Origin of the sequence: Sphaerisporangium sp. NPDC051011 (genome assembly GCF_040653595.1) — a bacterium.
Lineage (GTDB): Bacteria > Actinomycetota > Actinomycetes > Streptosporangiales > Streptosporangiaceae > Sphaerisporangium.
Genome location: NZ_JBFAGG010000005.1, coordinates 225,402 through 239,015 on the forward strand (window position 1 = coordinate 225,402; position 13,614 = coordinate 239,015).

6 protein-coding genes are annotated in these 13,614 nt (G+C 72.7%); all 6 read right to left on the reverse strand.

The features are described 5' to 3' along the window. Positions 1–57: 57 nt before the first annotated feature. The 6 genes from treZ to AB0H21_RS13930 all read right to left on the reverse strand — a co-directional run bounded on the left by treZ (position 58) and on the right by AB0H21_RS13930 (position 13,472). Positions 58–1,782: a malto-oligosyltrehalose trehalohydrolase gene (treZ, locus tag AB0H21_RS13905; protein ID WP_358515985.1), complete on the reverse strand. Its 1,725-nt coding sequence runs from the start codon at positions 1,780–1,782 to the stop codon at positions 58–60. A gap of 64 nt (positions 1,783–1,846) precedes the next feature. Further along, complete coding sequence (gene treY / locus AB0H21_RS13910) at positions 1,847–4,123, reverse strand: malto-oligosyltrehalose synthase (protein WP_358515988.1); 2,277 nt, start codon at positions 4,121–4,123, stop codon at positions 1,847–1,849. A gap of 68 nt (positions 4,124–4,191) precedes the next feature. Next, positions 4,192–6,297 carry a glycogen debranching protein GlgX gene (gene glgX / locus AB0H21_RS13915; protein ID WP_358515990.1) on the reverse strand — a complete coding sequence of 702 codons (2,106 nt, stop codon included), beginning with the start codon at positions 6,295–6,297 and terminating at the stop codon, positions 4,192–4,194. Between the two features lie 249 nt (positions 6,298–6,546). Next, positions 6,547–9,846, reverse strand: a complete 3,300-nt coding sequence (locus AB0H21_RS13920) for a BTAD domain-containing putative transcriptional regulator (RefSeq protein ID WP_358515992.1) — start codon at positions 9,844–9,846, stop codon at positions 6,547–6,549. A 153-nt stretch (positions 9,847–9,999) separates the two neighbouring features. Next, entirely contained in the window at positions 10,000–11,661 is a 1,662-nt protein-coding gene (locus AB0H21_RS13925; RefSeq protein ID WP_358515994.1) for a glycosyl hydrolase family 8, read from the reverse strand. Positions 11,662–11,882: 221 nt separating this feature from the next. Next, positions 11,883–13,472, reverse strand: coding sequence for a beta-N-acetylhexosaminidase (locus AB0H21_RS13930; RefSeq protein WP_358515997.1), 1,590 nt, complete (start codon positions 13,470–13,472; stop codon positions 11,883–11,885). Positions 13,473–13,614 lie beyond the last annotated feature (142 nt).

Here is a 13,614-nt window from a genome sequence, read left to right on the forward strand (position 1 = left end):
CACCACACCGACGCCTTCCGGAGGCCCGCCGTCAGACGGACGCCTGGCGCCCTGCGGTCAGACCGGGCGGGCGACCGCCAGGGAGCGTGGCGGCAGCGTCAGCGAGGCGTCGTGCGCGGTGACCTTCTCATCCGAGGCGAGCAGCACCTCGGCCACGGCGATCGGCAGCGTGACGGGCGCGCCGCCGAGGTTGGCGGCCACGCGCAGGGAGCCCCGGGTGACGACGATCCAGCGGTCGTCCTCGCTGAACTCGGCCGAGACCCGGTCCAGCCGGGGGTCGGCGAGGTCGGGGTGGTCCCGGCGCAGCCTGATCAACGCGCGGTACCAGTCCAGCACCTCGCGGTGGCCCGGCGCGGCGGGCTCGGTCCAGTCGAGCTTCGAGCGGTGGAAGGTGGCCTCGTCCTGCGGATCGGGCGCGGTGCCCGCCCAGTCGTCGTAGCCGAAGCCGACGAACTCCCGCTCCCGCCGCTCGCTCTCGCCCTGCGCCAGGTGCGGCTCGACGTGGTCGGTGAAGAACAGGAACGGCGTGCTCGCCGCCCATTCCTCCCCCATGAACAGCATCGGCGTGAACGGCGAGGTCAGCAGCAGGCCCGCGCCGAGCCTCAGCGCCTCGGCCGGCAGCCGGTCGCCCGCCGCCCGGTTGCCGATCTGGTCGTGGTTCTGGACGAAACAGACGAAGCGGTGGCCAGGGACGCGCAGCCGGTCCACCGGCCGCCCGTGCGTGCGCCCCCGGAACGTCGAGAAGGTGCCGTCGTGGAAGTACGCGCTGGTCAGCACCTTGGCCAGGGCGGCCATCGACCCGAAGTCGCCGTAGTAGCCGTGGCGCTCGCCGCTGACCGCCGAGTGCAGGGCGTGGTGTACGTCGTCGTCCCAGGCGGCGGCCAGGCCGTACCCGCCGGCCTCGCGCGGGGTGACCAGCCGGGGGTCGTTCAGGTCGGCCTCGGCGATCAGCGTGAGCGGACGTCCGAGCGTGGCCGACAGCGCGTCGACCTCGGTGGCGAGTTCCTCCAGGAAGTGGACGGCCCGCTTGTCGTGGAAGGCGTGCACGGCGTCCAGCCGCAGGCCGTCGATGTGGAAGTCGCGCAGCCACTGCACGGCGTTGCCGACGAAGTAGCGGCGCACCTCGTCCGACTCCTTGCCGTCGAGGTTGATCGCCTGCCCCCAGAAGGACGACGCCGAATCGTGGAGGTAGGGCCCGAACTGGGCGAGGAAGTTCCCCGAGGGGCCGAGGTGGTTGTAGACGACGTCCAGCAGCACGCCGATGCCCGCGCGGTGGCAGGCGTCCGCGAACCGCTTGAGCCCGTCGGGGCCGCCGTACTCCTCGTGCACCGCGTACAGGTCGACGCCGTCGTACCCCCAGTTGTGGCGGCCGGGGACGGGCGGGACCGGCATCAGCTCGACGTAGCCGACGCCGAGCTGCACCAGGTGCTCCAGCTTGCCCGCGGCCGCGTCGAACGTGCCCTCCGGGGTGAACGTGCCGACGTGCAGCTCGTAGATCACCGAGCCGGGCAGGGTGCGCCCGCGCCAGCCCTGGTCGTTCCAGGCGTACCGGTCGTGGTCGTAGACGCGGCTCGGGCCGAACACGCCGTACGGCTGCCACCGCGTCCTCGGGTCGGGGAACGCCTCGCCGCCGTCGACGCTGAACGCGTAGTCGGTGCCGTGCGCGGCGCCGGGCACCTCCGCCGTCCACCAGCCCCCGGGGCCGCGGACCATCTCGTGCCGCTCGGCCTTGTCGATCTCGACCTCGACACGGCCGGCCGTCGGTGCCCAGACCTCGAACATGTTCCTCCCGCCGTCGAAGGGCGTCATAGGGGGTCACAGGGACAACACAGGAAAAGCGCGCGGACTACTCTCTTTCCAGCAGCGCCACGGGGTAACGCGCCAGCAGGTGAGCGTACGGGACGCGGCCGGTGTGCGGGACGCCGGTGAGGACGTCGCGCCAGCGCCCCTGCGGCAGGCCGATCGGCTCGCAGTCCCAGCCGCCGCGCCGCTCCAGCCCCGCGGGCAGGCGGGTGGCCATCACCACCGCGCGGTCCCCGCGAGCGAAGGCGACGGCGTGGTCCGCGCCGAGCCCGTCCTCGCCGGTGTCCACCGGGACGTACGGCAGGCCGGGGGCGAGCGTGGCGCGCAGCCGCAACGCCGATCGGGTGACCAGCAGCTTGGCGGCGTCCCAGCTGTCGCCGCCCGGGGAGGCGAGCAGCGAGCGCCGGTAGGCGAAGTCGACCGGGCGACGGTTGTCCGGGTCGACCAGCGAGAAGTCGGTGGTCTCGCAGCCCTGGTAGACGTCGGGAACGCCCGGCATCATGAGCTGCACGAGCTTCTGACCGAGGGAGTTGGACCGCGCGTACCGGTCGACGCGCCCGGTGAACGCCGCCACCGAGGGCCCGCACACCTCGATCGCCCGGGCCGCGAAGTCGCGGACGCCCTGCTCGTAGGCCGGGTCGGGGTTCATCCACGAGATCGAGGTCTTGGCCTCGCGCGCGGCCTTGGCCAGGTAGTCGGCGAAGCGCTCCGGCGTGATCGGCCAGGCGGCCATGAGGTTCTGCCAGGCGAGGTAGTCCAGCTTGGGGTCGAACGCCACCTGGGACGACCACTCGGCGACCACGCCGGCCCACTCGGCGGGCAGCTCGGACAGGACGGCCAGGCGCGCCCGCACGTCCTCCGACCGCTTGGTGTCGTGCGTCGAGAGCGTGGTCATCGTGTACGGCGCCATCTCGGCGCAGTAGCGGTGGAACCGATCGGGGCTCACGCCGAACCGGTCGGGCTCGCCGCCGACCTCGTTGAGGCAGGCCAGCGGGTACCAGCGGTACAGGGCGGTGTCCTCGACCCCCTTGGCCATGACCGGCCCGCAGGTCTGCTGGAAGCGGGTGACCGTCTCGGCCGGGCCGTACAGCACCAGGTCGGCGGCCTTGGCGACGGCCTCCGGCTCGGCGCGCAGCGAGGCGGCCTCGGCGGCCGAGCGGATCAGCCGCAGCGTCTCCTCCGGGGGCTCCTCCCCGGGCACGGCGTACGCGCGGTACACCGGCATGGCCGCGAGCAGCTCGACCATCGCCTCGCGCAGCTCGGGCACGTCCCGCGTCAGGCGGTCGACCTCGCCGGTGAAGAACTCGGCCAGCACCTGCTTCTTGGCGTCGTACCGGACGGTCTCGTAGTCGGTGGGGAAGCCGGTGTGCCGGACGAAGAGGTCCAGCAGCGGCCCCTCCCCCGCCGGGTCCACGAACAGCCGCGTCACCATGTTCAGCGCGTCGTAGCCGGTGGTGCCGTCGCACGCCCAGTCGTCCGGCAGCCGTTCGTCCTCGATGAGGATCTTCTCGGCGACCGTCCACACCGGGGCGCGCTCGCGCAGGCGCGCGAGGTAGCCGCGCGGGTCGGCCAGGCCGTCGGGGTGGTCGACCCGCAGGCCGGTGACCAGGCCCTCGGCCACCAGCCCCAGGATGACCTCGTGCGTGGCCTCGAACACCTGCGGGTCCTCGACGCGCAGGCCGATGAGCGAGCACACGTCGAAGAAGCGGCGGTACCCGGGGGCGTCGCGCCAGGACGCCAGCCGGTAGTACTGGTCGGCGAGCCGCCCGTCCCCGCCGGGGCGCAGCGGGAACGCGTGGTCGTGGTAGCGCAGGACGTCGCCGTCGGCGACGATGCCGGTCTCGGGGCCGGTCTCGGGGCCGATCGCGGGGTCGGCGTCGGAGGCGAGGACGGGCATCGCCATCTTGCCGCCGGCCCAGTCGATGTCGAACCACCGCGCAGAGGCCGCCTCCGGCCCGTTGCGGAGCACGTCCCACAACTGGGCGTTGCCCGACTCCGGGACCGGGATGGTCATGTGGTTCGGCACGATGTCGGCCACGATCGGCAGGCCACGGGCGGCGAGCGCGCGCAGGCCCGCCAGGCCCCCGAACTCCTCCCGGACGCGCGAGTGGTCGGTGACGTCGTACCCGTGCTGCGACGACGGCACCGCCTGAAGGATCGGCGACAGGTACAGGTGGCTCACGCCGAGCTCGGCGAGGTACCCCGCGAGCTCGGCGGCCTCCGCGAACCCGAACGCCGGGGTGAGCTGCAGCCGGTACGTCGCCGTGGGCGCCCCCTTGGCCGGTCCTGCGTGCTGGGGGGGCTTCACGGATTCGGTCACGTCATTCCTTCCGGGTCTCGGGCGGGCGGGGGCAGGCGGGGGCCCTCAGGGGGCACGAATCAGGCGCGTCAGGCGCGGCGCAGCACGCGGACCGAACGGCCCGCCACCGGCACCTCGTCCCCCGCGCGGTACAGCCGGGAATCGACGGAGATGGGCACTGTGGTGTCGATCTCTGGCATCCACACCTCGCCGAAGTCCTTGGGGATCGCGAACTCGATGGTCTCGTGGTGGGCGTTGAACATCAGCAGGAACGAGTCGTCGACGATGCGGCGCCCCCGCCGGTCGGGCTCGGTGATGGCCTCGCCGTTGAGGAAGACGGCCAGCGACTTGGCGTACCCGTTGTGCCAGTCGGCGTCGGTCATCTCGATGCCCGCAGGGGTGAGCCAGGCGATGTCGGTCAGCTCGTCGCCGGACCCGCGCACCGCGCGCCCGAAGAAGAACCGCCTGCGCCGGAACACCGGGTGGTCGCGCCGGAGCCGGGCGAGCCGCTGGGTGAACTCCAGCAGCAGCCAGTTCTCGCGGACGTCGGACCAGTCGACCCAGCTGATCGCGTTGTCCTGGCAGTAGGCGTTGTTGTTGCCGCCCTGGGTGCGGCCGAGCTCGTCGCCATGCGAGAGCATCGGCACGCCCTGCGACAGGAACAGCGTGGCCAGGAAGTTGCGCTTCTGCTGCTCGCGCAGCGCCTCGATCGCAACGCCGACCGGGCCCTCCGCACCGCAGTTCCAGGACCGGTTGTCGTCCGTGCCGTCGCGGTTGCCCTCGCCGTTGGCCTCGTTGTGCTTGTTGTCGTACGAGACCAGGTCGCGGAGCGTGAAACCGTCGTGGCAGGTAACGAAGTTGATGGACGCGGCGGGACGACGGCTGTCGTCCTGGTACAGGTCGCTGGAGCCGGTGAGCCGCGAGGCGAACTCCGGCAGGGCGGCCGGCTCGCCGCGCCACAGGTCGCGGATCGTGTCGCGGTAGCGGCCGTTCCACTCGGTCCAGCGCGGCGGGAAGTTGCCGACCTGGTAGCCGCCGGGGCCGACGTCCCAGGGCTCGGCGATGAGCTTGACCTGGCTGAGCACGGGGTCCTGCTGGACGAGGTCGAAGAACGCCGACAGGCGGTCGACCTCGTGCAACTCGCGGGCCAGCGTGGCCGCGAGGTCGAATCGGAAGCCGTCGACGTGCATCTCGATGACCCAGTAGCGCAGTGAGTCCATGATGAGCTGAAGCGTGTGCGGCGAGCGCATCAGCAGGCTGTTGCCGGTGCCGGTCGTGTCCATGTAGTAGCGCTGGTCGTCGTCCACGAGCCGGTAGTACGCCGCGTTGTCGATGCCGCGCATGCTCAGCGTCGGGCCGAGGTGGTTGCCCTCGGCCGTGTGGTTGTAGACGACGTCGAGGATGACCTCGATGTTCGCCTCGTGCAGCGCCTTCACCATCGCCTTGAACTCCAGCACCTGCCCGCCGAGCTCGCCGGAACTGGAGTAGGCGTTGTGCGGCGCGAAGAAGCCGATGGTGTTGTAGCCCCAGTAGTTGCTGAGGCCGCGCTGCTGGAGCGTGTCGTCCGTGACGAACTGGTGCACCGGCATCAGCTCGATCGCCGTGACCCCGAGCCCGGTCAGATGGTCGATGATCTCGGGGTGCCCGAGCGCGGCGTACGTGCCGCGGATGCGGTCGGGGATGCGGGGATGCTGGATGGTCAGCCCGCGGACGTGCGCCTCGTAGATGACGGTGTCGTGGTACGGCGTCGCGGGCGGCCGGTCGTGCCCCCAGCCGAAGAACGGGTTGACCACGACGGCCTTCGGCACGTACGGCGCCGAGTCGGTGTCCTCACGGCTGCCGGGGTCGCCGAAGCGGTAGCCGTACACGGCCTGGTCCCACTTCACGCCGCCCTCGATGGCCTTGGCGTACGGATCCACCAGGAGCTTGCCGGGGTTGCAGCGGTGCCCCCGCGCCGGGTCGTACGGGCCGTGGACGCGGTAGCCGTACCGCTGGCCGGGGCCTATGCCGGGAAGGTACCCGTGCCAGACGAACGCCTCGGTCTCGGCGAGCTCAACCCTTTCCTCCTTGCCGTTGTCGTCGAACACGCAGAGCTCCACGCGCTCGCCCACTTCGGTGTACAGCGCGAAGTTCGTTCCCGCGCCGTCGTATGTAGCCCCGAGCGGATAGGGGTCGCCGGGCCAAGTTTCGATCATGTCACCACCCGGATAGGGATTTGCCCCCATGTTCCCCGACCATGCGTACCCGCGCAGCCGTGTGCGTGGATCACTTGTCTGAGACCGACGTTGTGCACTTCCGCGCGAGCACCCTTCCGCGACCGGGCCCCTCGGCGACAGCCCGCCTCGGCGGCGTCGGCGGCCCGTTCCCGCGACCGGGCCGCCCATGTCAGGCTACTCGACGGACCCTTTCCGGCCTCGCCGGACACCCGGGCGGTAACAGAATGGTCACATAGGGCGATCGTCCCCGCTCCGTGTGCCTTCCAGGGAGGCGTCGGCGGCGAGCAGGGCGCGCGCCGGCGCCTCGTAGACCGTCGCGCCCGTCCGGCGCGCGAAGTCCAGCGCCGCGCGCAGGTACCGCCCGGCCGCGGCGTGGTCGCCGAGCGCGAGGGCCAGCCGTCCCTGGCACAGCTCGACCAGCGACCAGCCGATGACGCCCGTCCTGCCCTCCAGGCGGTCGCGCAGCGCGCGGGAGGCGGCGGCGTCCCCGGTGGCCAGGCAGAGCTCGCTGAGCGCGTCGAGGACGAACCTGTAGAAAAGGTCGTGGCGGACGGCCGCGTACCCGTCCGCGGCCAGCTCCGCGAGCGTCGCGCGCACCTCGCCGGTGTCACTGGCCAGGTCGAGCGAACCCTGGTCGAGCAGGGCCAGGCAGCGCACGAGCCGCCAGCTCAGGTCGTCCAGCCGGTCGGCCAGCGCCCGCGCGGCCAGGTCGAGCGCGTCGGCGGCCCGGCCGCGGGACCGCAGCACCAGCGCCTCGAACAGCCGTGCCCGCGCGTCGGGGTCACCCCGGCCGAGCGCGCCCTCGGGATGGGCGAGCGCGGACTCCCCGGCCGCGGTCAGCGCCTCGTCGAACCGGCCGCGCAGGTAGGCGGTGACGGCGGTCTGCCAGGCGGCGAGGCCCAGCATGGCGGGCTGGCGCAACCGCCGGGCGGTCTGCCGCAGCCAGGCCAGCACCGCCTCGGCGCCGTCGAAGTCGCCGCGCCACAGCCGCACGATGCAGCCGGCCTCGCGTCCGAGCCACTCGTACGGCAGGTCGCCGGTCCTGGCCCCGAGCTCGACGATCTCGTCGATGATGGGCTGTCGCGCGGGCGGGTCGCCGTCGCCGCGCGACACGATCTCCTGGGCGACCAGTGCCCGCAGCAGCGCCCGCTCGTCCCCCGCCTCCCTGGCCTCGCGGACGGCACGCGCGGCCAGCGCGTCGGTCTCGGCGTGCCCGCGCCCGTAGTACCCGGCGACGGCGAGCGCGGCGCGCAGTTGCGGCGCCCAGGACGAACCGGCGGGCGCGGCGTCCAGCACGCGTTCCAGGCGCGCGGTGAAGCGGCCGAGGCCGGACCACTCCTCGAAGGTCAGCCAGTAGATGAGGTCGGACAGGCCGAGTGCCGCCCGGGCGAGCCTGTCGGCGTCGCCGAGCCGCTCGGCGATCTCGGCGGCCTCGTCCAAGGTGGCACGCGCGGCCGTGCTCAGGCCCGCCACGGCCTGCGCCTCCGCCAGCTCCAGCAGCACGTCGCACCGCAGCCGCGGGTCCTCCGCCGGGAGCCGGTCGGTCAGCCGGACGGCGTGCTCCAGGTGCTCGGCCGCGTCCTCGTAGGCGTACTGGCTCATGGCGTGCGCCGCAGCCCGCCGGGAGTACCGGACGGCCTCGGCCGCCATCCCGGCGAGCACCACGCCCTCGCGCGCGTGGTGGGCGACCTCGGCCGGGGCCGCGTCGCCGCGCCGCTCCAGCACCGCGGCCACCCGGGCGTGCAGCCGCCGCCTGCGCATGGGGGCCAGCCCGGCGCGCAGCACGTCCCGGACGATGTCGTGCACGAAGCGGTACGCCACCGGCGGCCCGGGGTTCTCGGCGAGCAGCCGCGCCTGGACGGCCGCGTCCAGCACGTCGAGCACGTGGTCGCGGGGTACGTCCACACGGTCGGCGAGCACGTCGAGGAGCACCTCCAGCCCGGCCTCGCGGCCGAGCAGCGCGGCGGCGGTCAGCACGACGCCGGTGTGCTCGGGCAGCGCGGCGATCCTGCCCATGACCACGTCGGAGACCGCCTCGGGGGCGGGGGTCCCCTTGTCCAGGCGCACGACCTCACCGAGGAAGAACGGGTTGCCGCCGGTCAGCCTGGCCATCTCGCCGGCGAGCGCCGGGTCGGCCCCGGCGCGGCCGAGGTAGTCGGCGATGGCGTCCTCGGGCAGGCCGCGCACCGTGACGCGGCGGACGTGCGGCAGCCGCATGAGCTCGGCGAGCGGCCTCGCCGGTGTCTGGGCGGCCTCGGTGTCGCGGTAGGTCGCCACCACGGTCAGCCTCGGGCACGACCGGGTCGTGGCGAGGAAGGACAGCAGGCCGAGGGAGGACGCGTCGGCCCACTGCAGGTCGTCCAGGACGACGAGCGGGCGGTCGAGCCCGTTCAGCAGCCGCGCGACCGCCTCGTACAGCGTGACGCCCCGCGCCGCGCCCGCCAGTTCGGCCAGCTCGCCGTCGCCGCCGGTCAGCTCGCGCACGGCCTGCGCCCACGGCCAGAACGGCGGGGCTCCGCCGCCGTCCCAGCACCGGCCGAACGCCACCGCGCGCCCGTCGGCCAGGGCCGTGCGCGCGGCCTGCTCGGCGAGGCTGGTCTTGCCGATGCCCGGCTCCCCCGCGATCAGGACGACCCGGTGGCCGGGGCCGGACACGGCCTCGGCCAGCAGCGCCGACTCGCGTTCCCTGCCGAGCAGCGGGGGCGCCTCCGCGGCGGGCGGGGCGGGCGGGCGGGGCGGCGTCAGGGTGACCGCCGTCCTCGGGGTGAGGGCCGGGTCCTGGGCGAGGATGGCGCGTTCCAGTTCGCGCGAGGGCGGATCGGGGTCCAGGCCGAGCTCGTCCACGAGCATCCGCCTGCCCTCGGCCAGCATGGTGAGCGCGTCCGCCTGCCGTCCCGCCTGGTACAGCGCGTGCGCGGCGAGGCGGCGCGTCCGCTCGCGCAGCGGCGCCGCCGCGACCAGCCGGCTGAGCTCGGGCGCCAGCGCGGCTCCGAGGCCGAGCCCGAGGTCGGCCTCGGCGGCGTCCTCGGCCAGCGTCAGCCGCATCTCGCTCAGATGGGCGATCTCGTCGCGCGCCCAGGGGTCGTCCTCGAAGCCGGACAGGGGGTCGCCGCGCCACTCGGCGAGGGCCTGGCGCAGTTCACGCCCGGCGGCGGGCAGGTCGCCCCGGGCGAGCAGCCGGGTGCCCTCGGCGGCGCGCGACCGGGCCCGGCCGAGGTCCACGGTGTGCGCCGGGATCTCCAGGGCGTAGCCGCCGGGCCTGCTCACCAGGATGGTCGGGGGCACGGCCCGCGGCCGTCCGGGTTCGAAGACGCGGCGCAGCTTGGAGACGTACGCCTGCACGGTGTTGAGCGCGCCCGGCGGCGCGCCGTCCTCCCAGATGGCGTCGATGAGTCTGCCCGGGCTCACCGGCCGCGGCGCGGCGAGCAGGCACAGCGCGAGGACGGACCGCTGCTGGTGCGGCCCGAGTTCCAGCGGCTCGCCGTCGCCGCCGATGACGCATACGGGACCGAGAAGGCGGAACTCCACGATGCCCCCTCGGACGATCCGGTACAGACTGTGCGAACGGGCTGATATTAGCCGTGCGCGCGGAGAGCCGCCCAGGCATGGAGGTCTCCGGGCGGCTCTCGCCGCGCCGGGGGTGGGAGGGTCCCCCGGCGCGACGGCAGAGATCGGGAAGGGTCAGGGCACCCAGTAGTTGCCGCTGGCGAGGATCATCACCTGGAGCTGGATGCTTGTCGAGTAGTAGTCATTGGAGGTGAAGGAGGTGTTGAGCATCTTGGTCCAGAGCGCGTCCAGCCAGGCCTGGCTGCCGGGGTCAGTCATCGCGGCCACCGCGAACGGCGCGAAGAACGCCGGCTCGCTGCCGCTGCCGATCTGCGTCCCGTTCAGCGCGTAACCGACCGCGATCTTGTTCGGGTCGCCGCCCGTGTTGGCCTTGATCCAGGTGTTCAGCTTGCGCGCCGAGGCGAGCGAGGCGGAGTCGCCGGTGGTCACGGCGTCGGCGCCGATCCGCCACGGGTCACGGCAGGCGTTCCAGAAGTACTTGCCGTCGTTGGGGTCCTCCAGCACCTGGCCGGGCGCGGGCTTCGGCGTGGTGTTGGTGTTGACGACGAAGTCGGCGAGCAGGCCGGTCGAGGACGCGTAGGTGGCCTGCTGGGAGGTGATCAGGTTCTGGTGGGCCGTCCTGATCGTGTCCCACGCGGTGTCGCCGGTCGCCTTCTTGAACGCGCGGAAGTGGTCGATCAGCCAGTCGGAGGAGCGGCTGATGTAGTACGTCGAGTCGCCGGAGGTGCTCCAGTCGCCGAGCCGCATCAGGTGCGTAGTGGGGTTCACCTCGCTCGCCTTGATGGCGTTGATGTGCTTGACGGCGAGGTCCTTGTAGTTGTACGTGCCCGCGCTTCCCCACTGCCGGTCGGCCAGCAGCAGGCCGAAGGCGACGTCGAGGTCGCCGTCGGTGGCGGAGTCCGAGCCGTTGACGCTGCGGCAGGAGGTGTCCTGCTCGGCCGCCAGCAGGTTGGGGTTGTTGACCGACGGGTGCGCCAGCATGTACTTCACCATGCCGTCGAAGGCGGTCTTGGCGTTCGGGTCGGCCCCGGCCATCGTCGCCAGGATCACCATGCCGTAGCCCTGGCCCTCGGCGACGTACGGGTGGTCGGCGTCGGGCGAGATGACCTCGTACCAGCCGTTGCCGCAGTTCTGCTTGAGGAAGGCGGCCTTCCACTTGTTGTAGTACGTGATCACGGCCTGGTCGAGCGTGGCCTGCGATCCGGACGGCCTGAGGGTGCCGGAGGCGTAGGGGATCAGATGGCTGCCGAAGGGGACGGCCGGGCCGCCACCGCCGGTCCCGGTGGTCACGGTCAGGTAGTCCAGGTTGGGGTTGCCGTCGGCGGTCGTGGCGGTCGCGCGGATCTTGTTGGTCCCGGCGGCGAGCGCGGCGGTCAGCGTCCCGTCGGCCCAGGTGTCCCAGGAGCCGGTGCCGTTGAACGCCTTGGCGGACGCGACGACGGTCCCGTTCACGCTGATGTTCATCGGGCGGCCGGTCGTCGTGCCGTTGGCGTAGCGCAGGACCAGGTTCGCGGAGCCGGCGGCCGGCGCGGTGACCGTCCACTCGGTGTAGCTGCCGGCGACGTTGTCACCGTTGACGAACCCGGTGCCGGAGTACCCCGCGTGGTTCGACTCGACCACGCCCTGCGAGATCGTGGCGTTCTCGGCCTCGTACTTGCTCGTGTCCGCGGCGGCGCCGGTCCTCGCCGAGGCGAGGAGCGCCAGGGCGAGCGCGGCGACGAGGGTGGCGGCGGTGCGGACGGGGCGAGACATGCCCATGTATCCCTGTACCTTCATACGTCCTCTCCCTAGGGGGGTGTTCGGGCGAAAAGATGAGGAGAACGGGAGAGTTAAGAAAGCTTCTTAACTATATTTGACCATAGGAACACCGTCGTTTGGGCGGAGTCAAGCACCTGCGGCCCGGTATTCCGCGAGACTTGTCCGCGCAGTTCAAAGCAGCAACAGGCCCCGGTACGGCCTGGCCGTACCGGGTCAGCCCTCACCCCCCGCGCGGCCGGCTAGGACGGCCAGGGCACCTGCGGCGAGTGGTAGAAGTTCACCGAGCGCGCGGACCAGCGGGGCCCCTGGGCCGCGAGCCGCACGCGGTAGTCGTCCCACGAGCGTCCCCTTGCCGGGGACCAGCCGATCTCGGCGATCCCGGGCAGGCGCGGGTAGGCCAGGTATTCGAGGTCTCGGCTCGTGCGCGCCGTCTCGGTCCAGAGCGGCGCCTCCACGCCGAGCACGTCATCCTCGCCCACCCCGGCGACCAGCCGGGCCGGATCCCACGCGTACGCGCGGCGCACGTCCACCAGCCCCGCCCAGTCCGTCCCCAGGCGCGTCCGGGCGGTGTACTTCATGTCCAGGTACGCGTGGTCGGCCGGGGCCATGACCAGCTTCACGCCCCGGCGGGCGGCCGAGCGCGCGAGCTCGGTGCCGTCCTGCCGGCCGGTCACCGGGTTCCAGTGCTCGGCGACCGAGTCCGGCGAGGGCTTGGCGTCCGCGATCTCCTCCCAGCCCATCATGCGCTTGCCGTGCCTGTGGACGATCTTCTGGACGCGGGCCACGAACGCGCGGTAGCCGGCGCGCCTGGTGCTCTTGGCCTCGTCGCCGCCGATGTCGATGTACGGGCCGGGGGTGAGCCGCGCCAGCTCGCCGATCACGTCGTCGAGGAACCGGTAGGTCACGTCCTTGCCGACGCACAGCGAGCTGAACCCGACGTCGGTTCCTGTGTACGGCCTGCGGGCCCTGCCGTCGCAGTTCAGCCGGGCGTATGAGGCCAGGGCGGCGTTGGTGTGCCCGGGGGTGTCGATCTCCGGGATGACCGTTACATAGCGGTCCTGGGCGTACTTCACGATCTCGCGGTAGTCGTTCCGCGTGTAGAAGCCGCCGCGGTCGCCGCCCACCGCCGTCCGGCCGCCCACCTCGGTCAGGCGCGGCCATTTCCCGATCGCGATCCGCCAGCCCTGGTCGTCGCTCAGGTGCAGGTGGAACATGTTGACCTTGTACGCGGCGGCCAGGTCGATGTACCGCTTGACCTGCTTCACCGTGAAGAAGTGGCGGGCGACATCGAGCATCGCGCCGCGGTAGGCGAACCTCGGGCGGTCGGTCACCCGGGCTCCGGTGATCCGCCACGGGCCAGGCCGCCGGGACGGGCTCTCGGCCTTGGCGGGCAGGAGCTGGCGCAACGTCTGCACGCCGCGGAACAGGCCCTCGCCCGTGTCCGCCGCCAGCAGCACCCCCTTGCCCGACACCTCCAGGCGGTATCCCTCCGGGCCGAGCCCCTGCGGCGCGGTCGCGTCCAGGACGATGCCGCCGCCGGCGCCCGCGTCCTGGACGATCGGCAGGGCGTAGCCCGTGGACCGGCGCAGCAGGCGGGCCAGGTAGGAGGCGGCCCGCGCGCCGGCCCCCGACCGCACGACCACGCGCGTCGCCGAGGTCAGGGTGAACGGGTCACCGGTGGCCTCGACGCTGACGGGGGCCGGCACGAGACGGGGCGCCGCGGGGTGTGCGGCGCCGCCGTGATCGGCGGCCCTGGCCTGCCCGGGGGCGAGGCCCGCGATGACGACCGCCGCAGCGATCGGTAGTCCGAGTCGTCGGGACGGGCGCACCGCACCTCCAGGGCTTTATTAGTAAGGTTTCCTTACCTGCCTCTGCGGAGGAACCGTAAAGGCGTAGCGGCCGTCCGTCAAGGTCGTCCCGTACCCGGGCGCCGCGCGCCCTAACGTGTTCCCGCGGCGCCGGGCCTTCATC